This window comes from Duganella sp. GW821-FHT07F09 (genome assembly GCF_059418705.1).
In genome coordinates, this window is record NZ_JBWKQJ010000003.1 from 18951 (window position 1) to 39708 (window position 20758).

A 20758-nucleotide genomic window follows, 5' to 3' on the forward strand; every position below is an offset into this window, starting at 1 on the left:
GCTTGCGGCAGCGGGAAAACGCCGTGGGATGATCCGGATGGCGTGCTTCGTGGAGAAATTCTGTTGAGCATAAGCGGGCGGCGAAATCTTGAAACAGCGTGGTCAGAACGGACATGGCAGACAGGGATAGGAAAAATCCATGCTGCCGCCGCGATATTGGATCAATGTCAAGTATTTTTGTGAAAACATTGGAAATGATTTACTGAAATGCACGCCATCCGCTAACTTGGGTGGATTGATCCATGCTCCCGGTGTGAGGTGCGGCGATGCCATCCAAGCGGCGATGAATCCGAAGAAAAGCCGCAGTTTGCGCAGGTTGTGGCCGCAGCCACATAGCAGCGCGCTGTACGCGTCGCCGTGCGTACCTTTGAGCCAGTGCGCCGCAGCCTGCCGTCGTTCTTCATGTACCCGATGGCCGGTCCGATGGCGCCGCAGCGCCCGATGTCGCGGCGCAGACGCGCGGTGATGTCCCGCTTGGGCTTGTGGTGGTACACCTTCGTTCCCGTTTGCACGTCGGCGCCGCGATAGCCCAGGTCCGCAAACACTGAGGCTCACCTCACGGCCAGTCTGGGCGCCTCGCGGTTGTAATTTTGGCGCAGAGTCCCGGCCAGCTTGATCAACTGCTGCGTGGCTCGTTCCAGCAATTTGCTATCGGTCGGATCGGCGATGGCCTTTTCCTGCGCGGTGCTGTCGACGATCATTTTTGGAAGCTCTGGCGCTTGACCACCGGCGCCGATTCGGCCGCCTTGATGGTCTGCGTCAGCATCCAGTCCAGGCCGGCCTCGCCGATGCGTCAACGAACCGGAATCGATCGGTGAGCGGTGCTGGAGCCAGGTCTCGCCGTAGAACAGTTGCCAGTACGGGTTCTCCAGCCCCACACCACACTCTCGTCCGACAACGCGAACCTGTGCAGCAGGTACAGCAACCCTGCGATCATCCGGGCGGAGGTGGCGGGACGGGGAGTTGGCCGGCCCGTTCGCGCTGGAACACGGACCAATCGATGTGGGTGGCGAGCTGGGCCAGCGGGTGTCCGGGTCGCGAACGGGCTCCGTAGTCCGGCCTGAATAAATCGAAAATCACCCAAGACAGAGCCGTGCCTGCGGGCGATGGTTGTCGCGGGCGCCGTCAACTAAGCCTGCCAGAGTTACTCCCGGTCCCGGTGTGAGGTACAGCGATGCCATCCAAGCGGCGATGAAGGCGAAGAGAAGCCGAAGCTTTCGCAGGATCATGCGCAGGTTGTGACCGCAACCGCACAACAGCGCGTTGAAGGCATCGCCATCGGTGCCTTTGAGCCAATTGCGCCGTAGCCTGCCGTCGTTCTTCATGTGCCCGATCGCCGGTTCGATGGCGCTGCGGCGCCGGATGTCATGCCGCAGGCGCCCGGTGATGTCGCGTTTGAGTTTGTGGTGGTAGACCTTGGTGCCGGCTTGCACGTCGGCGCCGCGATAACCCAGGTCCACAAACACTTCCTTGGGCTGGTGCTCGGTGAGGATCGCCACCTGCTCCAGCGTTTCGTACAGGGTGTGGCCGTCGTACGGATTGCCCGGCATGCTGCGCATGCCCACCACCAAGCCCTCCTTGTGCGTGGTGGCGATCGACACCTTCACCCCGAATTCATAAGGCTGCCGCGTCCTGCCCCCTTGGCAATGCACTCGGCCTCGGGAGCGTGCAGGCTGTAGAGCTTGTTTTTGTCGCGCTGCTTCTGCGCGAGCAGGCGCTTGGCTTTGGCCAGCAGGTCGGTCGCCTTGTCCCGCAACGCACCGGGTATCTTGTCGCGTTGGCGCTCCACGTCGCGCCAGACACGGCCGACCACCGTCTTGAGTTTCTTCAGGCTGCCGCGTATGCGTTTGTATTGTTTGGCGTGCGCGTGGCGCCCCACCTGCACGGCCAGTCTCGGCGCCTCGCGGTTGTAATTCTGGCGCAGCGCCAGTCCCGCCTCGGCGGCCAGCCTGACCAGGTGCTGCCTGGCGCGCTCCAGCAATTTGCTGTCGGTCGGATGGGCGATGGCCTTTTCCTGCACGGTGCTGTCGACGATCACTTTTTGGAAGCTTTGGCGCTTGACCACTTGGGCCGATTCGGCTGCTTTGATGGTCTGCGTCAGCATCCATTCCAACCCTGTTTCGCCGATGCGCTGGCGCCAGCGCGTCAACGAACTGGGATCGATTGGCGGCCGGTGCTGGAACCAGGTCTCGCCGCAGAACAACTGCCAGTACGGATTCTCGACCCAGCCCCACACTGCGTCCTCGTCGGACAAGGCAAACGTGTGCTGCAGGTACAGCAGGCCCGCGATGAGCCGGGTGGAGGTGGCGGGGCGGCCGCGCGACTAGGGGAAATGCCCGGCCCATTCGCGTTCGAAGACGCTCCAGTCGATATGGGTGGCCAGTTGGGCCAGCGGATGCTTCAGGTTGACCAGTTCGTCCAGCCGTTGCCGGAACATGTCTGCGCTTTGTGATCCGGTTGGCTTTGGTCCCATTCAGGCCTCTGAAATTTGCAAGGAATTGCCACCATTTTAGCGAAAGCTTGCAAATCCCAGCGCCTGTTTTTTGGTCTTTCGCCAGCAGAATCAATCGGTTAGGATTTGTTCAGACCGGACTCCGTAGAGTCGGATGGAGAAGTCTATGGCAATCCCCCCCATCTGGTAACGGCGCCGCAGTAAGCATGCAGAGGTGGTGCCTGGGTGGTGCTGAGGAAAATATCCGTTCTACTATCCAAGCAGACGTAAGCCGTTATCGGCCTTCATATTGCTCTTCGACGTCTTGCACTACTCAGAGTAGTCTAACCCGGCATTTATTCGCTGTACTTATAAGTCTATGCCGTTTTTTCCATCTATTCATTAAACGGCGTAATACCTATACTAAATGTCATCTAAATTTATAAGAAGGTAGTTCGGAATTGGGCTGTGGATTCAGGAGCGAGCCTTCGACTAGCCCGGCCGCGTGAGGAGCCTGATCATGATCACATTCTTGTCAACGATATCCAGTCGAAACAGAACCAGCGAGCTTATCTTGCTTGCGGCGCTGTCTTTGTCTGCGCTCGCTTCCGCCACAGAGAGCAATACTGCTGCGCCGCTAACCATCCAAGAGCAAGGCAGTTTCGCCGTTGGTGGTACCGTCATTACCGGTCCCGCGTCCGTCGACCCGTTAAAGGCGGGGGCGGAGTGGAACACCTATCATGGCGACCACGCCTATGTGTTTTACCAAATACCGAAAAACGCGCGCACCTTGCCTCTCGTGTTCTGGCACGGCGCGGGTCAATCGTCGAAGACATGGGAAAGCACACCGGATGGCCGCGAAGGCTTTCAGAATATCTTCTTGCGTCGTAGCTTTCCAGTCTATCTGATCGATCAGCCACGCCGTGGCAAGGCTGGGCGCGGGACGGTGGCATTGGCGCTCGCACCTGCCCCAGACGAACAGCAGTGGTTCAACCAGTTCCGGCTTGGCGTCTGGCCCAACTTTTTCAAGGGGGGGCAATTCCCGCCCGGAGCGGAAGCATTGGAGCAATACTATCGCCAGATGACACCCAATACCGGACCGTTCGACGTTGATGTGACGTCGAATGCCACGGCGGCGTTATTCAAGAAGATAGGGCCCGGCACCTTGGTCACCCATTCGCAGGCGGGCGGCCCGGGTTGGGTGGCGGCGATGAAGGCTGCCAATGTGCGCGCGGTAGTCGCTTACGAGCCCGGCAGCGGCTTCGTGTTTCCACTGGGCGAGGTGCCGGCGCCAATGCCGAGTGCCGCCGGTCCGCTGGAGGCGGTTGGCGTTCCGCTTGACGAGTTCATGAAGCTAACGCGCATCCCGATCATTCTCTTTTATGGCGACAACATCCCGGATCATCCAAGTGCGAACCCGGCGCAGGATTCCTGGCGGGTGCGCTTGCAGATGGCGAGGGCGTGGCGGGACGCGGTGAATCGTCGGGGCGGCGATGTCACTCTGGTGCATTTGCCGGACCTGGCCATACGCGGTAATACTCACTTCCCGTTTGCGGACATGAACAACATCGAGATTGCCGATCTGTTGTCGGATTTTTTAAAGAAGAAGGGCCTGGATTGAAGTCGCCAGACAGTCGCACACCGTTTAATCACCGTCAGGAAAACACCATGCAAAACGACATATTGGAACAACGCATCCAGATACTTGAAGACAAGGATGCTCTAAAAACGCTCGTCGACACATTCTCCAACCTCGCCGACCAGAAGGATATGGCCAGACAAGCATTCCTGTTCACCGAGGACGCTGTGGTCGATACCTACTTCGAAGGCCAGCTCTTCGCGTCGCTCAAAGGGCGGCAGCAAATCCAGGAAACGTTTACAGCCTTCATGGCCAACTTTGAGACCGGCTATCACATCAATGGCCAGCATACCGCCAAGCTAGAAGGAGACCGCGCGACCGCAGTGCATTATTGCCTCGTTGTCCTCGTCAGCTCAGTAGATGGGAAAAAAATGAGGGGCACCAACGGGGTATATTACAACGACGAGTATGTTCGTCAAGCAGGACAGTGGCTGATCTCGAAACGAACTTCGTATTTCACCTGGCGCGATCAACAGGCCATCAGCCAGTTTTAAACGCGGCGTTTTGCAACAACGGGAATGGAATCCATGCACATGGCTGGCTTGCACAAAGATGAACAGGAGATCGTCGCGATGTATCGGCAGATGCAGCGCTCGATGGTAGCGGCTGATACGCGCTGCCTCGCAGCGTTGTTGACCGTTGATTTCCGGCTGGTTCACATGACCGGCTACGACCAGGCCGGCTCCGAATGGCTGGCCCACATCGAGTCAGGGCAGATGCGATACGACAGTTCGGAGGAGTCGCTGGTGATCGTCAAGTTCGCAGGCGAGCGTGCTGTGCTCATGGGCCGCAGCCGAGTCACGGCCAACATATGGGGAGCCCAAGGCACTTGGCCATTACAGCTTGATATCGACTTGGAACGGCGCGACCAGCGATGGATGATGGTCCACGCGCGCGCCAGCACATTTTGACCATCACAGCCAACAACACGGCCCGGCGCCTTCTGATAGCTCGTGCTGGCCAGCTCCTTCACTACAGCGAGTGGCGTTGAGCAGGTTGTGCAAGGCACCGCAATCGGGCAGCGAAGTGGCGCACGGACCGCATTTAAATTAACCTAGATTGGAGAGCCAACATGAATAAAGAAGTGGTAGTCGTTATCGGCGCCGGCGGTATCGGCCTGGCTATCGCGCGCCGTCAGGGCGTCGGTAAAACAGTCCTGCTGGCGGATTTCAATGAACAAATCCTGAACGCCGCAGCGGAAAGCATGCGCAATTCGAGTTACGCGGTTGAAACCCAGGCTGTCAATGTGGCGTCGCGCGAGTCAGTGGAAGCGCTGGTGGTCACCGCGGGCGCGCTGGGGAGTGTCGTTCAAGTAATTAACACTGCCGGCTTGTCGCCGAATATGGCGCCTGTAGCCAGTATTTTAGAAGTCGATCTGTATGGTTCGGCGCTGGTTTTCGATGCGTTCGAAAAAATCATTGCGCCAGGTGGCGCCGGCTTGATCATATCGAGCATGGCCGGACACATGATGCCGGCACTGCCTCCAGAACAAGACCACGCGCTGGCCTATACCCCCACCGAGGAGCTGCTGGGACTACCATTCCTGCAGGCGGATGCGGTACCTAACACGCTGGTCGCCTACATGATGGCTAAGCGCGCAAACCACCTGCGGGTCCAAGCGTCGGCCATTACTTGGGGCGCGCGTGGCGCAAGGGTGAACTCTATTAGCCCTGGCATCATCGTCACACCTTTGGCATTGCATGAGCTGAACTCCGAAATAGGCGGCATGTACCGTACCATGGTGGAAGCTTCGCCTTCCAAGCGCATGGCACCGCCAGATGAAATCGCCACCGCGGCGTCGTTCCTATTGGGACCGGATGCGGGCTTCATCACCGGTAGCGACCTGTTGATCGATGGCGGCGTTATTGCAGCCATGCGTGCAGGCAAGCTGCCGACTCCCGGCTAAGTTTGATGACGAAAGAGAAAACGCGATACAAGATATTCTCATCCTCGGTGCAAACGGGCAACTGGCACGCAATACCACGGAGCGTCCGCCTCAAACTCTACCTCCGCCGTGCCGCCCCGCTGGCCAACCCTAACCCTGACCGTATCACGGTAATGGAGGGGACGTGTGCGATGCTCAAACATTGCGGTCCGCAATGCAGGGCCTGGACGTGGTGTTAGCAAGAAAAACTGAAGAAAGCGGGAGAACGATATGGAACAAAGCCGAATGCAGTTCGCTTATTTTAACAAGATATTCTGACCCCAATCGTCATGTCCAATATCCTTGCATTCAAAGTGATCTTGCTGTCGTTGGTGGCGATCGTCGGACTGGAATTGCTCGCCAAGCGCCTGCGTTTACCGCCCGCCGCAGCGTTGCTGCTGGGCGGCGTGGCAATGGCGTTCCTGCCCGGTTTGCCTGTAGTTGAGCTGGATCCAGAGTTGGTGTTGTTGGTATTTCTTCCTCCTCTACTGATGAACGGCGCTTATTTTATGGTTTGGGATGAGTTTAAGCGCCATGTATCCGGCGTCATGCTGCTGGCGGTCGGCGCGGTGACATTCACGACGGCGGTCGTCGGCTGTGCTACCCATCGGATTGTTCCTGGCTTGCCGTGGGGCGTCTGTTTCGCTCTCGGCGCCATAGTTTCTCCACCTGATGCGGTCGCCGTCAAAGCCGTTCTCGAGCGCCTGCGACTTCCGCGCAGGATCATGATCCTGCTTGAAGGCGAAAGCATGCTCAATGATGCGAGCGGCCTTGTGTTGTACCGGTTCGCGGTGGCGGCTGCGCTGACGGGTACGTTTAGTCCGCTGCAAGCTGTGAGCAACTTCGTTCTATTGTTTTTCGGCGGGATCGTGGTCGGTCTCGTCATTGGCTACCTGGCGCTCCAGTTGCTCAAGGCGCTTACGGAAACGTATTTGTTAATAGTAGTTGCCGTGCTGCCCGCTTGGATTTGCTATGCGCTGGCCGAAACCGTAGCGGTGTCAGGCGTCATGGCGACCGTCACTTACGGAATCATGCTTGGCTGGCACCAGCATGACATCGTGTCTGCCACCGTGCGCACCCAAGGTGCTGCTTTCTGGCAAGTGTTGATCTTCTTACTTGAGTCACTGGTGTTCATCTTGATTGGTTTGTCCTTACGCGGCGTAATGGATCGGGTGGGGGGCATTGATCAAGCTATCGAACAATTTGCTCCGGCGGTCGGACAGATCGTCCTGGTAGTCCTATTGTCTCGCTTTGTGTGGATCTTTTGGGTGGACGGTTTCAGCGCGGCGTGGACGCGATTGTCCGGCGACGAGCGACTGGCGTTCGACTGGCGCGCCGCCACGATTAAAAGCTGGGCCGGCATGCGGGGCGTGGTCACGCTTGCGGCTGCGCTGGCATTGCCAACGTCCATACCGGGACGGGATCTCGTCCTCGTTACATGTTTCGTCGTGATTCTGGTGACCGTACTGGTCCAGGGGGCCACTATCGGTTGGCTCATCGGCAGATTGAAAATTGCCGGCGACGAGCACGGCAATCTGCGGTTTCTTACAGAGCCCGAGAGCTGGGCCTGGCTGGAGGCTGCACAGTTCGCCGCGATTGAGTCGTTGGCCTATGACGAGGAGGGTACGCTGCTGCATCCGAGACTGCTGGAGCAATATGGCTACCGCGCCAGGATCGCCCATGAGAACAGGCACGCGACCGAAGTGCCAGCGGCGGTGCGTACCTCCCACTACGATATCGTGCTTGCGGGGATTGCTGCGGGCCGAGAAATGCTGCTCGAACTGCATCGCGACAAACGGCTCTCGGATGAGTTATTGCATATGCTAGAGCATGATCTGGATCTACAGGAGATTACCGCACTCCACGGTAGGGGTGGTTAAATAAATAATATAAGTTTTACATTGGTAATAGGGTCGCCCCCTTCGCGGAAACGTTCCGAATGCAGGTGCTGTCGATGTTCCAGCCGACTGCCACCGAGCTTCGGCGTAAAGACGCACGATGCAACCTCGGGCCGCTTTTGCTCTTTAGTCTTTCTCCATCCAATGGCATACAGCGCCGACTGGGCGAAGGGATCGGAGGCTTCGACATAGCGTATCGCCGAATGGACATCGCGCCAGCCGATATACTCCATCAAGGTTTTTAAATTCCATCGGTTCGACGACGCGCAATGGGCGAATTCCGCCGCAATGAATGGGCCTGTATATTCGTTGGTGAAAGGCACGTCGGAGGCCATGAATAGCGCGTAGCAGCGGCACCAAGGCGTTCATGCCGTTTCAGTTTGCGAAGTCGTGAAACGTTCGCCGGCGCACGGCGCTCGTTGTGCAAGCTGATCGCTACCGCGGCCACTGGCGCCACCGACACCGGCGCCAGCCGGGCACGGGACGACTTGGTCAGCTGACGCATCCAACAACCGACCTGACGGATCGGAAAGCCTTGCTCAATGGCGTATTGCCCGTTGCGACAGCCCGCTGGGCCCGCCGTTGTGCCACACGTTCTTCCCACTCCTTCTGCCGGTCCTTGTATGAACCTTCCACCCCCCATATTGATCGAGAGGATAGCGTGGCACCGCCGATCAGGAATTCATAGATGGGACGGATGGACGATTACGCATAGTGCCCTCTGGCGCCGATTTTGTGGCTCCCGCACGCGCTCCGCTCCGCGCTGCGCCGTGGCGCTCCAGCTTCAGGCCATCCAATTATTATTCTCGGCAGGGGAACTGGTCGGCAGGAGGTCATCACTCATCGATGGCAAGTTGCATGCATGATACTTGCTAAACCAAGGGGAACGCGGGACGCCGGTTTCACGGTATCCCCTGACCGCGCCAGGATATGTCCAACCTGGCGTATCGATCAAAGGGCGCAATCATATATCAGGAGCGAAATGATGAAAAATTTGAATACCAAAACCGGTCTGGCCCGTAAAGTAAAAACCGTTACCGGCGCTGTCATGGCGCTCAGTGCCGCCGTGGCCGTGACCATGGTGCCAGCCTCCCAGGCTTTCGCCTATCAGTCATATGTGGCGCCAAGAGCGCTGGCCACCGGCATAAACTTCAAAGTCACGTTCAAAGGTCACGGCAACACGCTGGCAAAAGCACAAGCTGATGCCTGGAATGGTGCACGCTGCGACGCTGTTCTTCCCGGCATCCCGGAAACTGGTCCTCGCGTCTGGGGGAAGCCCGTAACAATGTACAACGGCACGTGGTTTAACGCATTCCTGGTATTGACGTGCAAAGGCTAAGCGACCCGGATGCGTCATCGATGCTCCCGCTTAACACTTTGACGGGGATGTGGCGCCCGCATTGACAGTCAGGCGAGGCGATATCAACGCCGATGGCGAAGCTCGCTCTTCCCGTGAAAGCGGGGGGGGGGGCGTGCCGAACGTAATAATTGGCGGCGGCACTGCGGCGCCGGCGCAGCACCCATTTTGGGGTGAACGATAACCACATTGTCGGTACGCGGGTAATTACGCAGGGCAACATAGGGGAATTTACCGCGCACGCCCTTCTTGCGAAGTTATAGAGTCGCATACAGCGCAGTGGTTATGCGCAACTATTGTTCGCCTGATTGGCGGCAGTCATTAGAGAACAGTAAGAAAATGCGAATTGGAAATAGTCAGCTTGGTGTTGTGCTGCAAGCGGTGCAACGCACCGAAAGCCAGTCACGTGAAGCGGTGGCGGCACTTCACAAAACGAGTGGCCCATCCGATTCGCAGGCCCCCCGAAAGGAAGCATATCCCCTCCTAACAAGCCGGGTCCCGACATCCCGGGGCGGAGCCGGAGAAGGCGGGGCAAGCGATATGCTGCGCGTGGTTTCTCGTTCGATGAAGTACGCCTTGGGCTTGGCGGGGGCGGCCTATCTTTACGACAAGGGCGCCAATGATTTCTTCCTTTCCACTACTTCTTTGCACGATGGGAAAGGTGGTTTTACCGGCAACGAGAGACTAGACAAGGCCAACAAAGCGGCGCAAGAATACTTCCAGCGCTACCACGGCAGCGGCCCTGATGAACAGAAGCTGAACCATCGCCCCATTAACCCCATCAGGACGTGCGGCAACAACCAATTCGTGACCATGACCGACTATCGGGCGGGCACCAGGGTACACGTCATGCACATGATAAATACCGAACAAGCGCATCAGTCGCTGGTGAAGAACCTCGCTTGCCTCAAAGGCCATCTCGTGAAGGCTGAGCATGTCGCCAAATATGCCCCGGCCCATGTCCCCCAGAACTCCGATTTGACGAAGAGCAGCCTGTACGACAAGAAAAACAGGTATGCGCTGGTGGGTGTTACTAATGAAGAAACCGGAGCCCGCGGATACGCATCACGGTCGATCACCCGGCCGTTCGTGCTCAAAGGCCACCAGCATTTCAAAGATGTATCCGAGGAGAGGGGCTGGACACCGAGGCAATGCGTCGAGTCGCTGGAGGCGTCGCTACGGAAGGACAGCAAGCTCAGCGAGGAGGCGCAGTTTGCCGCCGGCCGGACCCTCTTGAATTTCAGGCAGGTCTATGCCCGGGACCAGCACTGGGGAGATGCTGAAAAAGTCATTATGAAAACCCTGGCGGAGCACGGCGTGCTATCGCTGGATGAAACCCATAAGGTCGACGAGAGCCTGATGTTCGAGGACCCGTCGAAAAATATATTGAAGAGAAATAACGGTGTGATGGGGCCGCTATTGCACAAGCTCGAGGCCCGTTTGCAGGCGTTTCGCTTGCGGGACGATCCTGCGGCGCTCGACGATCTCAAGCCCATGGCGAGCTCGAAGAACATGGAGAATCTGGCGATCGCGCATTTCAAGCTGAACGAGCGGGGTAACGGATTTGAGGACAGCTCGGGATTGGGGGACTCGTTTACGAGCGCCAATGCCGTCGCGTGTATCAACCACGCGCGATTGATGAGCGGTGAAGAACGCTTGTCCAAAGAGGACGTGGTGGTGCTCGTGGGATGCCTCAATGCCGTGTATGACGACGCCAGCGGGATCAGGCATACGCTGCTGGAGGTGGCGCGAGGATGTTTCGCGGGTGCGGGCTATAGCGTGGCTGACGCGGACCGGTTCTATGAGGAAGTTTGCAGGAAGGCCGCGGAGGAGTTTTACGGTGGAAAGAACTTGGCAAGGCGCGCCTGACATGGGGACTTAAATCATATCTTGCGCATCCTGCAATATCGTGATGCAGGTAAGCGTTTTTTTCGGACGGATCTTTTCATTGGAGGGGAAATATGGATTGGAATCAGGGCTACGTGGCCGGCATCGATTATCCGACGGGGTTTTTCCGCGAACAAAGTCCGGCGCATCTGAGTTTTGCCTGCGTGCTCAACGGTGTCGAGCCTGTGCCTTTGGATCGTCCATTCACCTACATGGAGCTGGGGGCGGGACAGGGGTTGACCGCCAATGTGCTGGCGGCGGCCAATCCGCAAGGGCGCTTCTATGCCGTCGACTTCAGCCCTTCCCACGTGGTCGCGGCGCGCCAGCTGACGGAGGCGGCGGAACTGGACAACCTGACGCTGCTGGAGACCAGCTTTGCCGAATTGGCGGCCGGCAAGGTCGCCTTGCCGGCCATGGATTTCATCACCATGTACGGCGTGTATAGCTGGGTCGACGTGTGCAACCGCCAGCACATTGTCGATCTCATCGGCCGTTATCTGAAGCCGGGCGGCATCGTTTATCTCAATTATAACGCCATGCCGGGATGGAGTCCGTCGTTGCCCCTGCAGCGCCTGATTCTCGAACGCACGCAGACCGACCGTTACGCCTCGCATAACCAACTCGAGCAGGCGCGCCAGATGGTCGATGGCTTGGTACAGGCCGGGGCGACCTACTTCGACGGCAATCCCAACCTGCAGTACCGGCTCGATTCCCTGCGCAACGACAAGGCCGGCTATCTCGCACATGAATATATGAGCGACGGCTGGAGTCCGCTGTATCACGCCGACGTGGCGCGCGCGATGGCCGGCGCCAAAATGGACTATATCGGTTCGGGCGAACTCTCGCACGCCTTTCCCCAGCTGTACCTGACGCCGGAGCAGCTCGAATCGCTGGCGACGATAGACGATCCGATGTTCCGTGAAACGGTCAAGGACTATATCAGCAACACTAGTTTTCGCGAGGATATCTACATTCGCGGCGCGCGCCGCATGAGCACGGCGCGGCGCGAGCAATGGTTGCGCCAGACCGGACTGGCGCTGACGAGTCTGCCAGACGCGGTGAACCTCGACCTGCGCCTGCCGATCGGCGCGGTGTGGGGCGATGCGCGGCTCTATCGGCCCTTGATCGACGCCTTGGCGCGCAGGCCGCACAGCCTGGTGGAACTGGCGGAAATTCCGGCGCTGTTTTCCGCCAGCCTGGGCGACATCGCCCAGATGGCGGCGTTGCTGACGGCGTCGGGGCAGGCGTCGACGTATTTCCTGTGTTCCGCCACCATGCCGGACGCCCCGGCGCGGCGGATGAACGCGGCGCTGGCCGACGCCTCCCGTATCAAGGATCATTACCAGGTGCTGGCGTCGCCGCTGCTGGGCAACGGCGTGCAATCGGGACTGGTGCAACGCTTGCTGTTCAGGTTGTTGCGCTCGCAGCCGCCGACGGTCGACATCGACGCCTGCGCCCATGATCTGCGCGAGATCCTGCAGGCGCAGGGACAGCGGCTCAGCAAAGACGGGCGCACGCTGGACTCGGAACAGGAGGTGGTGGCGGAACTGCGGTTCTTGATCGATGCTATCATGCGGCGGCGCGCGCCGGTCTGGCGGGCGCTGAACATCCTGTGAACGGCGGCGCATGAGACGACCGCGCGGCGCCGCCAGCTTTTTCCCCGTTCACCGGGTTTGTTGGGTAAAATCGGCGGCGTTACTGCGGACATTCCCTTTTCAGCGCGCGCGCGTCCGTTTCGCCCGAACCGATTTTAAGAAGCGACGATTTTGCACAGCCATGACGACAACGCCGACCAGGCCAACGACGCTCCTGTAAGCAGGATCAATCGTTTATTGCTGGAACTGATTGAATTGTCTGGTCAGCAGGCATTCGCGGCGCCGGTGCTGGAACTGCTGATCGGCGAGGTCCTCACCCGGACCTCGATCGCTCCCGAGGCGGCGGACCGTTGTCTTTCCATTACCGCCCTGCTGCCGAAATGCGAGCAGCCGCATTATGTGCCACGGCTTTTCTCTCCGGCCGGGGCGGAGGCGTGGCCGGCCGGCGTCGAGGTCCTATGGCATGCGGACGAGGGGCGCTACATCGTTGTGCACAAGGTTCCGGTGGCCGGGTTGAAGGACGAGCGTGGCATTATGGACGCCATCTTGCTGACCGCCGATATCGCACGCGACTATTTCGCCGCCATAGGCGACGACCAGCCATCATCCTGACCAAGCCACAATCCTGGCGCGCTGGCGGAACGCATGCCGCGCCAAGGCCCGCATGCGTTCCCGTATTCTGTGGTTGCGGCGATCAACGGCCCGCCAAACCGCCGTTGCTGAACGGCGAGCTGCCATATTCGTTGCGCATGGTGGCGCGGACGCGCGAGACGCGTGAGCGGACCGTGCCGATAGGGATGTGCAAGTCTTCCGCTGCCGCCTCGTACGTGGCGTCGCCATCGAGCACGGCTTCGAACGTGGCGCGTATTTTCGGCGGCAATTCGCTGAGCAGGCGATCCACCTTTTCCGCGATCTGGCGCATTTCATACAGTTTGGCAGGATCGGCGTGGGTGTCGATGATCTGGTCCATGAAATTCTCGTCGACGGTGTCATAGCGATCGGCGATGTTGCGGCGCACCTGGTTGCGCGCCAGGTTCAAAGCGATGCCGAACAGCCAGGTCGATGGTTTTGACAGGCCGGAAAAACGGTGCGCGCATTTACTGGCTTCGATAAAGGTGTTTTGCACGACGTCCTCGGCATCTTCGTGGCTGCCGACATAGCGCTGCACAAAACGCAGCAGATGGTTGCGATGCGCGGTATAGAGCTTGACGATGTCGATGGTCTCGACGGGTGCCGCCCCATCCGCCAGGGTATCTGGTTCGACATCTACTTCCGTTACTGGGGGGGTGCCGGCGATTGCTTGAGTCATGTGGTTCTCCTTAATAGATCAAGGTGGTCGTGGGAGCGAGGTATCGTCGCGCCTTGCGTGGCGGAACTCGCTGGTTGAATGGAAGATAGCAGCGCGCCGACGGCTTGCATCCAATCAGTGAGGATTCCTGAGACTTTGAAAAAAATTGAGGAACCCATCAACAAATTATGAGAAATACAGGGAACTGGACGTGGCGGGCGCGCTACCAGCCCCGCATGCGCCCGGTCGGTGCGCGCCAGCGCATGTCCCATGGAACCGGGCGGCCGGGCGCCGCCACCCAATGCCATGAACATGAAAATCAACTCTTTCGACAATGTCGCACTGGATCCCGCCATACCGGTGGTCAAGCCGCATCCGCGGCATGGCCACCGGTATGGCGAGCACGCCATCAATCCCGATGCCCTTTTAGACCTCAGTCCGCTCGACGCGATCGATGCCCAGGCCGGCGTCAAGGAGGGGCTGGTCTATGGCCGCAAGACGCTCAAGCAACGCCTGCGAACACCGGCGCGTCCGCAGGGGCAGCAGAAACCGGCGCAGCCGTCGCGCAAGACGCGCGTCAAGGTCGATGGCAAGGAGCGCGAAGACGAGGACGATGAGTTGTTCGCGCCGGTTGCCGACACGCTTGACCTGTTGCGCAACGGTGCCGGCCGGGATCGCCAGGAAGAGGTCGAAGCCATGCTGTCGCGGTACTTCGAACCGTTGCAGCGTTACCACGTGCTGTACGAAGCGCTCGGCAAGCTGGAGGAAAATCCGGGCGGCAAGGACCTGGCGGTCAAAAACGCCCTCAACGAAATGATGAGCAATCTGATGGAGCGCCACCCGCATGAACTCAGGCGCGCTCTGCAAGAGACCGACGACCTGGTCGATTCCCTGGAAGCGATGGCGGGCGAGGAACGCATCGGTTCCGGCGGGCCGTCGACGCGCGAACTGCGGTTTTTGATCGGTGCCAAAAGCAAGGGCAATTTCGATGCGCCGCTGACGCCGTTGACCATGCTCAAGGCGCTCATCAAGAATTTCGGCGCCGACAACTGCGTGCCGGCGCTGACCAGTTTGCGTTCAAGAATGATGATTGGTTTTTAGATTTGGTTTCAGCATGCCGCCCCACCGCGGCGATTGATTAAACGGGTAGCAAGGATGGAAATGAAATTGGAACAAAATCGACATATGCATGTTTTCCCCCGCTTTGGCCTCGCCGTTGGCAAGAAGGCGCGCGGCGCGGGCCCGCGATTCGACTTCGCGGTGGGCGAGGCCCTGCGCCGGGAGTTGTTGGAGGGCCGCTTTGCCGCGCCGGAGGGGCATCGGCATGCCGTCTGGCGCCGCCGGTAGCCACGGGCACGGCGCCACAAGCTGTTTTTCAAGCAGGCATTCCGGTCGAACAGACCTCATTCATTGATTGCGCCGCGGGACTTGAGGTCGTCGCGGCCATCTTGCAGTCGGGAAGAATCGAAAAATGAAATCGGATTTGCGCAAGAACCCCCATAGGAGCATAGGCCGCTACTGGCTGACGATGTCGGACGCCTCGGCATTTACGTTGGTCAGGTCCAGCGTATCGATTGCCGAGGACCTGCGGCGGGACTTATCGGACCAGGAAAAGATCCTGATCAAACAGAGTGCCGCCGAGTTGGCGGTGGTGCTGCTTGCCGCCGCCGAGGCAGGCTGGGGCAAGGGCAAGGCCAGCCATCTGATCGCGCAGATGCTCGAACTGAGAAGGACCGGCAACGCCCAGAGGGCGCGCATTATCTTGTTGGTGCGTGACGCGATGGCGCGGCTGCCGACTATCCTGTGGCCCCAGGACAAACAGCAGGCGCGGCGGGAGCTGTTGGAGGAATTCACGCGTCAGGTCAACAATCTTCAGGTCGATGTGCCTTTGTTGCCGACGCGCGATGAGATCCGCGAACGCGAATGGCGGGAATCTATCATGGCATGGCGCAAGAGCGAGGCGCGACAACGGGGGTAAGGCGGCGATCATGGAAGAACTTCTCAAAACACTTTTACACGAAGCCAGAATGCAGCGGGCGGTGGCCATGCAGCGGCTTGACGGCGGGCTGCATGTCTTTGTCTATCCCTTGCCGAACGGCGTGATCGTCGCGCTCGGCGTTCCGCCGGAGCGGTCGTTGCCGCCGAAGGACGTGCTGCGCAAACGCTCCGCGGATCTGGCGCGTTACGGCGCGTGGCTGCCCGCCATGTTCAATGACGGCAGTCTGTATGTGTTGAGGCGCGTGGCCGGACAGGACGACGAAGCCTCGTTGACGGACGCGGCGCTCGCCGTCGCGGAGGAGTTGCTCAATTGATCAATCATCAAACCTCGGCGGCCGACCTCGCCCGGTTGCGCGGTATCGACGACCTGGCGGAAATCCACAGCGTTCCCGATGTCCCGGCGGTGCTCAAATCGCTGCCGGACTTGTTGCAGGTGGAGCAGGAGGCATCGCTGCCGCCCAGCGAAATCCCGACCGATGCGACGCTGGTGGTGCTCAACCGGATCCTTGGACCGCGATTGTCGTCGGACAGTCCGGCATGGAGCGGCAATCCGGTGCCGCGCATGCGGTCCTTGCAAAAGAAACTGATCGAACATTCGTTGAACCTGGACGAATCCGAACGCGGTCCCTGCATGGGGGCCATACTCCGGGTCAACGCGGTGATCGATTGGCGCTTGCGCTGGAACCAGATGCGCAGGAGCGACGCGGAGAGGATGTTCAACTTGCGGGATGAAAACGACGATGAGAAAAAAGACACAGCATGAGGCCATGCCGGACGAATTATTGCTGGCGGTCGGTCTGGTATGGGGCTATTTCAGTGCCCGTCAATATGAAGAGGCCTACGAGCTGGCCACGGGATGCATGCAGGTCTGGCCGCAGGACCATCATTTGTTCCTGATGGCTTCCTACGCGGCGGCCGAATTGCTGGAACCGGTCGACCGGGAGCGGCTGCTGTCGGTGCGCACGCCGGATAACGAGGCGTGGGTCAATCTTGTTCTGCGCAGGCTGGAGATACGGGCGGCGCCGCCGCCGGCGGCGGCCCTGAACGCAAATAGCTAGGGGGCGGTATGCAAGGAATTGTCGTATTGATGGCGTTGAACAAGTTTGCCGCCAAACTTGCCCAGCGCGCCGAACTGATGGTCGCCGCCTTTGTGATCGGCATCGTGTTCATGCTGGTGCTGCCCATGCCGGTATGGTTGCTCGACATGCTGATCGCATTGAGCCTGTGCATCGCGGGCCTGATCGTGATCGTGGCCATGTACATGGCGGGGCCGACGGCGTTTTCGACCTTCCCGGCGGTATTGCTGCTGACCACCCTGTTTCGCCTGGCGATCTCGGTGTCGACCACGCGCCTGATCCTGCTCGAAGGCGACGCCGGCCATATCGTCGAAACCTTCGGAAACTTCGTGGTGGGCGGCAATCTGGTGGTCGGCCTGGTGATCTTTCTGATCCTGACGGTGGTGCAGTTCATCGTGATCACCAAGGGATCCGAACGCGTCTCCGAGGTGTCCGCGCGGTTTTCGCTGGACGCCATGCCGGGCAAACAGATGTCGATCGACAGCGACCTACGCGCCGGCATCCTGACCGCCGAGGAGGCCAAGGAGAAGCGCGCCACGCTGGGGCAGGAGAGCCAGTTGCATGGTGCCATGGACGGCGCGATGAAATTCGTCAAGGGCGACGCCATCGCCGGTATCATCATCGTCGCCATCAACCTGGTGGGCGGCATTTCGATCGGCATCATCCAGCACAACATGGATGCCGCCGAGGCCATGCGCGTCTATTCCATCCTGTCGATCGGCGACGCCCTGATCGCGCAGATCCCGGCGCTGCTGATTTCGCTGGGCGCGGGCATCATCACCACCCGCGTCAGCAAGGATGACGAGGCCGGTGAAACCAGTAATATCGGGCGCGACCTGATCGGTGAATTGTTCGCCGAACCCAAGGCCCTGCTGACGGCTTCCGCCATCATGCTGTTGTTCGGCCTCATCCCCGGCATGCCGAGCCTGGTGTTCATCGTGCTGGCGCTGGGACTGTTCGGGTCCGGCATGGTGGGCCTGCTCAAGCCCCTGGCGGAAGCCGAACTCAAGCGCGAAGCCGATGAAAGCGAACGTACCAACGCCGGCATCGTCGACCTGACCAACTTTTCCGCGACCATGCCGTTTACCTTGCGCATGCCGGAAGCGATGCGCAACACACCCGAGGCCGAGATCATCCGTTCGGCGGTGCGCATCATGCGCAACGGTTTGCTGGAGCGGCGCGGCATCCCGGATCTCAAGCCGATCGAATTCGAATTCCACCCCGGCATCCCGGAAGGGCGGGTGCAGTTCCTGATGGCCGAGGTGCCACTGGTTGACGAGCAGATCATGCTCGGCTGGGGTGCCACGCGCGACAACCTCGAACGCGTCATCGAATTGGGCTTCGAGGCCAATGAGCGCAATATCGCCGGCTCCAGGCGGCGCCGGGTCTGGGTGCGCTTGGCGGACGAGCAGGCGCTGGCCGAGGCCGGGATTCCGGTTCAGCGCTGGGAGCACGTGTTCTCGGCCGATATCGAGATCGAATTGCTGCGCAACTGCCAGATGTTCGTCGGCGTCAACGAGGTTATCCGCTTCACGCGCTGGGCCGAGCGCCGCTATCCGGAATTGGGCAAGGAAGTCCTCAAATCGGTGACGTTGCCGCGCTTGACGGAGGTTGTCCAGCGCCTCACGCGCGAAGGCGTGGCCTTGCGCAACGCCCGGCTGCTGCTGGAAACCACGCTCGATTGGGCGCCCAAGGAACGCGATCCCGATGTCATCGCTGACTACGTGCGGCTGGCCTTCAAACGGCAATTGTGCCACGAGGTGGCGCGCGATGGCCTGATCGAAGTCATCCTGCTGTCGCCGGAACTGGAGGATAAATTGCGCAACGCCATGCGCCAGACCAGTCAAGGCAGCTACCTGGACATCGATTCGGAGTTGGAGCAGATGTTGCTCGACCGGCTCAACGAACTGTGCTCGAACGTCAGCACGCCGATCACGCCGCCGGTGCTGGTGACGGCGGCGGACATACGGCGCTCGGTGCGCAAGCTGATCGAGGAGGAATTTTTCCCCGTGCCGGTGTTCGCCTTTTCCGAACTGACCCAACACGCCAAGGTGAAACCGGTCGGCATGATCGAGGTGTGATGGCGGGCCCGCCTCGCCGCTTGTTTCCACGGAACTTGTTGCGGGATGCCGACATATAGAGGTATCGGTCCTCCAGATGCAAACGATGCCCGGAAGGTGACATGGCGCGGCCTCGATGAGGTCGTGGCGCCGGCCGCCACCGGCGTCGCCCCTGCAAGGCTGGATGGGCCAGACACCGCCGCCCCGCAGGGCGGACCTCGCATTTTTTTTGTTGGAGCAACCATCATGGCTTTTCATGTCAACTCGTCGGCCGCCTCCGCGGCCGACCCCAATCACGCCGCCGACGGCGCGGCCCATTCCGCGGAGGCCAATGCGCCGCGCACAGGATCGTCGTCCATTTTCAGGAGGGTCATGGGCGCGTATATCGGCTTTGAGCTGAAGAACCTCGCCAAGTGCATACACGCTTTTTCATCCGCGCCGCAGGTCGCGCCGGAATCGTCCCTCGACCAGAACGCGTTCATCAAATCGATCTGCGATCAAGTCCAACACCGGATCAGCGGCCAACAGAATGAATACGACGCCGCATTGCGCAGGATGCAAGAGCTGTTGAACGCGGCGTCGGCCCAGCCACCCGCCGGCGCGGCCCCGCAAGCAGAGCCGCGGCCAGGGCCGCAATCGAGGCCACAGCCGTCATCCCAGCAAACTCCGCGGCCGAGCGCGCAAGACGCGCCGCCGCAACCGCCGCATGCGGAACCGCCGCAACCGCCGCACGCCGCCCATGCGGAACCGGCGGAACCGGTCCCGGCTGGGCATGATCGGCAACAGCAGGCGCGGCGGCAGGCGGAGCAGCGTCAGGTGGAGAACGCGCGCCGGACGTTGGCGCAGGCGGGCCGCGCCAATGCCCTGTCGCTGTTGGGAGGACATGCCGCGCCGGGCGGCCATGACAACATCGGTAAGCACTCCGCGTCGGCGGACGGGGGGGATGCCTCCCTGCTGGAGCAGTTCAGGGCGCTGCGCGAGGAGTTGCGCGACGCCCTGGCCACCCGTCCGCCTCCTCGAACGGAGGCGGACAACGGATAGGCCAGGCGGCCGCGTGCACTTATTCATCCGGGGCAGGGCCGCCCGTGAAACCATTAGTTGATAGCCAGACCGAACGGAGCGTAAGCCATGAGCTTTCCTGCAAAAGAGATATCGACCCGTCATCACACATCGCCGATGACGCATGACGAAGCGTTGGGCATTATTGAAAGGGCGAGCAAGGACAGCTTTCTTGCCCAGGAAGTTGACCAGTTGCGAGAAAAATGCTGTGTCTTCATTGGTGAGGTCATGCATGACGTCAATCGTGCGCTGGCCGAGAAGGACCGGCGCACGCCGGCGCTGCTTCGCAGCAAGCCTAGCGACGCGGTTTCCCTGCAAGCGGCCGGGCGCGAGCGCGAGAAGCTCGCCAAGCAGCGGCGCGAACTGGCCGAGGCCATGGTCATCGGCGCGCTGCTCAACAGCGACAACCCCGACTGGAATCCACTCGATCCGTCCACCGGTAACGGCGGCGGTGGCAGCCTGTTGCTGGCGTTGCTGAAGAGCTTGGTCGGCTAGGACACGCCGTCGGCGGCACGTCGGTGCGTGCCGATCGCATTTTAAATTTGA

Annotated in this window: 20 protein-coding genes and 2 pseudogenes; 18 read left to right on the top strand and 4 right to left on the bottom strand. The window is 60.1% G+C overall.

Annotated features, from left to right (window positions below):
• Positions 1 to 282: 282 nt before the first annotated feature.
• Positions 283 to 1089, bottom strand: a pseudogene (locus AC07P1_RS08685) (transposase); the annotation flags it as partial.
• Positions 1077 to 2473: pseudogene (locus tag AC07P1_RS08690) on the bottom strand (IS5 family transposase). The pseudogenes AC07P1_RS08685 and AC07P1_RS08690, both read right to left, overlap by 13 nt.
• 478 nt (positions 2474 to 2951) lie before the next feature.
• On the opposite strand from AC07P1_RS08690, the gene AC07P1_RS08695 reads away from it, so the two are divergent.
• The 5 genes from AC07P1_RS08695 (at position 2952) to AC07P1_RS08715 (ending at position 7874) form a co-directional block, all read left to right on the top strand.
• Positions 2952 to 4052: an alpha/beta hydrolase gene (locus AC07P1_RS08695; protein WP_494695401.1), complete on the top strand. Its 1101-nt coding sequence runs from the start codon at positions 2952 to 2954 to the stop codon at positions 4050 to 4052.
• A gap of 47 nt (positions 4053 to 4099) precedes the next feature.
• Positions 4100 to 4564 carry a nuclear transport factor 2 family protein gene (locus AC07P1_RS08700; protein ID WP_494695402.1) on the top strand — a complete coding sequence of 155 codons (465 nt, stop codon included), beginning with the start codon at positions 4100 to 4102 and terminating at the stop codon, positions 4562 to 4564.
• A 24-nt stretch (positions 4565 to 4588) separates the two neighbouring features.
• A complete protein-coding gene (locus AC07P1_RS08705) occupies positions 4589 to 4981 on the top strand; it encodes a nuclear transport factor 2 family protein (RefSeq protein WP_494695403.1) in 393 nt (130 codons plus the stop codon).
• 161 nt (positions 4982 to 5142) lie between these two features.
• Positions 5143 to 5976 (top strand): SDR family oxidoreductase, encoded by an 834-nt coding sequence (locus AC07P1_RS08710; protein WP_494695404.1) that lies wholly within the window; start codon positions 5143 to 5145, stop codon positions 5974 to 5976.
• 308 nt (positions 5977 to 6284) lie between these two features.
• Entirely contained in the window at positions 6285 to 7874 is a 1590-nt protein-coding gene (locus AC07P1_RS08715; protein ID WP_494695405.1) for a Na+/H+ antiporter, read from the top strand.
• Here AC07P1_RS08715 and AC07P1_RS08720 read toward each other — a convergent pair.
• Entirely contained in the window at positions 7871 to 8227 is a 357-nt protein-coding gene (locus tag AC07P1_RS08720) for a hypothetical protein (protein WP_494695406.1), read from the bottom strand. The genes AC07P1_RS08715 and AC07P1_RS08720 overlap by 4 nt on opposite strands.
• A 650-nt stretch (positions 8228 to 8877) precedes the next feature.
• On the opposite strand from AC07P1_RS08720, the gene AC07P1_RS08725 reads away from it, so the two are divergent.
• From AC07P1_RS08725 to AC07P1_RS08740, 4 genes are all read left to right on the top strand, one after another.
• On the top strand, positions 8878 to 9231 hold the full coding sequence (locus AC07P1_RS08725) for a hypothetical protein (RefSeq protein WP_494695407.1): 354 nt from the start codon (positions 8878 to 8880) through the stop codon (positions 9229 to 9231).
• 558 nt (positions 9232 to 9789) lie between these two features.
• Positions 9790 to 11118: a XopAG/AvrGf1 family type III secretion system effector gene (gene xopAG, locus AC07P1_RS08730; protein WP_494695408.1), complete on the top strand. Its 1329-nt coding sequence runs from the start codon at positions 9790 to 9792 to the stop codon at positions 11116 to 11118.
• 92 nt (positions 11119 to 11210) lie between these two features.
• A complete protein-coding gene (locus tag AC07P1_RS08735) occupies positions 11211 to 12752 on the top strand; it encodes a methyltransferase regulatory domain-containing protein (RefSeq protein ID WP_494695409.1) in 1542 nt (513 codons plus the stop codon).
• 150 nt (positions 12753 to 12902) lie between these two features.
• A complete protein-coding gene (locus AC07P1_RS08740) occupies positions 12903 to 13343 on the top strand; it encodes a hypothetical protein (protein ID WP_494695410.1) in 441 nt (146 codons plus the stop codon).
• Between the two features lie 82 nt (positions 13344 to 13425).
• On the opposite strand, the gene AC07P1_RS08745 is transcribed toward AC07P1_RS08740, so the two are convergent.
• Positions 13426 to 14040, bottom strand: coding sequence for an RNA polymerase sigma factor (locus tag AC07P1_RS08745; protein ID WP_494695411.1), 615 nt, complete (start codon positions 14038 to 14040; stop codon positions 13426 to 13428).
• A gap of 249 nt (positions 14041 to 14289) precedes the next feature.
• Between AC07P1_RS08745 and AC07P1_RS08750 the strand changes: the two genes are divergently transcribed.
• From AC07P1_RS08750 to AC07P1_RS08790, 9 genes are all read left to right on the top strand, one after another.
• Entirely contained in the window at positions 14290 to 15120 is an 831-nt protein-coding gene (locus tag AC07P1_RS08750) for a hypothetical protein (RefSeq protein WP_494695412.1), read from the top strand.
• A gap of 60 nt (positions 15121 to 15180) precedes the next feature.
• Positions 15181 to 15366 (top strand): hypothetical protein, encoded by a 186-nt coding sequence (locus tag AC07P1_RS08755; protein ID WP_494695413.1) that lies wholly within the window; start codon positions 15181 to 15183, stop codon positions 15364 to 15366.
• A 124-nt stretch (positions 15367 to 15490) separates the two neighbouring features.
• Positions 15491 to 15997: a hypothetical protein gene (locus AC07P1_RS08760; RefSeq protein WP_494695414.1), complete on the top strand. Its 507-nt coding sequence runs from the start codon at positions 15491 to 15493 to the stop codon at positions 15995 to 15997.
• 10 nt (positions 15998 to 16007) lie between these two features.
• On the top strand, positions 16008 to 16331 hold the full coding sequence (locus AC07P1_RS08765) for a hypothetical protein (RefSeq protein WP_494695415.1): 324 nt from the start codon (positions 16008 to 16010) through the stop codon (positions 16329 to 16331).
• Positions 16328 to 16780 (top strand): hypothetical protein, encoded by a 453-nt coding sequence (locus AC07P1_RS08770; RefSeq protein ID WP_494695416.1) that lies wholly within the window; start codon positions 16328 to 16330, stop codon positions 16778 to 16780. Before AC07P1_RS08765 ends, AC07P1_RS08770 begins: the two co-directional genes overlap by 4 nt.
• Positions 16758 to 17075 (top strand): hypothetical protein, encoded by a 318-nt coding sequence (locus AC07P1_RS08775; protein ID WP_494695417.1) that lies wholly within the window; start codon positions 16758 to 16760, stop codon positions 17073 to 17075. Before AC07P1_RS08770 ends, AC07P1_RS08775 begins: the two co-directional genes overlap by 23 nt.
• Positions 17076 to 17083: 8 nt before the next feature.
• Positions 17084 to 19174 (top strand): type III secretion system export apparatus subunit SctV, encoded by a 2091-nt coding sequence (sctV, locus tag AC07P1_RS08780; RefSeq protein WP_494695418.1) that lies wholly within the window; start codon positions 17084 to 17086, stop codon positions 19172 to 19174.
• A gap of 225 nt (positions 19175 to 19399) precedes the next feature.
• Positions 19400 to 20194 (top strand): hypothetical protein, encoded by a 795-nt coding sequence (locus tag AC07P1_RS08785; RefSeq protein ID WP_494695419.1) that lies wholly within the window; start codon positions 19400 to 19402, stop codon positions 20192 to 20194.
• A gap of 87 nt (positions 20195 to 20281) precedes the next feature.
• Positions 20282 to 20707, top strand: a complete 426-nt coding sequence (locus AC07P1_RS08790) for a hypothetical protein (protein ID WP_494695420.1) — start codon at positions 20282 to 20284, stop codon at positions 20705 to 20707.
• Positions 20708 to 20758 lie beyond the last annotated feature (51 nt).

Coding starts and splice junctions, on each gene's coding strand:
- AC07P1_RS08695 (WP_494695401.1), top strand. CDS start 2,952: ATGATCACATTCTTGTCAACGATATCCAGTCGAAACAGAACCAGCGAG.
- AC07P1_RS08700 (WP_494695402.1), top strand. CDS start 4,100: ATGCAAAACGACATATTGGAACAACGCATCCAGATACTTGAAGACAAG.
- AC07P1_RS08705 (WP_494695403.1), top strand. CDS start 4,589: ATGGAATCCATGCACATGGCTGGCTTGCACAAAGATGAACAGGAGATC.
- AC07P1_RS08710 (WP_494695404.1), top strand. CDS start 5,143: ATGAATAAAGAAGTGGTAGTCGTTATCGGCGCCGGCGGTATCGGCCTG.
- AC07P1_RS08715 (WP_494695405.1), top strand. CDS start 6,285: ATGTCCAATATCCTTGCATTCAAAGTGATCTTGCTGTCGTTGGTGGCG.
- AC07P1_RS08720 (WP_494695406.1), bottom strand. CDS start 8,227: ATGGCCTCCGACGTGCCTTTCACCAACGAATATACAGGCCCATTCATT.
- AC07P1_RS08725 (WP_494695407.1), top strand. CDS start 8,878: ATGAAAAATTTGAATACCAAAACCGGTCTGGCCCGTAAAGTAAAAACC.
- xopAG (WP_494695408.1), top strand. CDS start 9,790: ATGCTGCGCGTGGTTTCTCGTTCGATGAAGTACGCCTTGGGCTTGGCG.
- AC07P1_RS08735 (WP_494695409.1), top strand. CDS start 11,211: ATGGATTGGAATCAGGGCTACGTGGCCGGCATCGATTATCCGACGGGG.
- AC07P1_RS08745 (WP_494695411.1), bottom strand. CDS start 14,040: ATGACTCAAGCAATCGCCGGCACCCCCCCAGTAACGGAAGTAGATGTC.
- AC07P1_RS08750 (WP_494695412.1), top strand. CDS start 14,290: ATGGAACCGGGCGGCCGGGCGCCGCCACCCAATGCCATGAACATGAAA.
- AC07P1_RS08755 (WP_494695413.1), top strand. CDS start 15,181: ATGAAATTGGAACAAAATCGACATATGCATGTTTTCCCCCGCTTTGGC.
- AC07P1_RS08760 (WP_494695414.1), top strand. CDS start 15,491: ATGAAATCGGATTTGCGCAAGAACCCCCATAGGAGCATAGGCCGCTAC.
- AC07P1_RS08765 (WP_494695415.1), top strand. CDS start 16,008: ATGGAAGAACTTCTCAAAACACTTTTACACGAAGCCAGAATGCAGCGG.
- AC07P1_RS08775 (WP_494695417.1), top strand. CDS start 16,758: ATGAGAAAAAAGACACAGCATGAGGCCATGCCGGACGAATTATTGCTG.
- sctV (WP_494695418.1), top strand. CDS start 17,084: ATGCAAGGAATTGTCGTATTGATGGCGTTGAACAAGTTTGCCGCCAAA.
- AC07P1_RS08785 (WP_494695419.1), top strand. CDS start 19,400: ATGGCTTTTCATGTCAACTCGTCGGCCGCCTCCGCGGCCGACCCCAAT.
- AC07P1_RS08790 (WP_494695420.1), top strand. CDS start 20,282: ATGAGCTTTCCTGCAAAAGAGATATCGACCCGTCATCACACATCGCCG.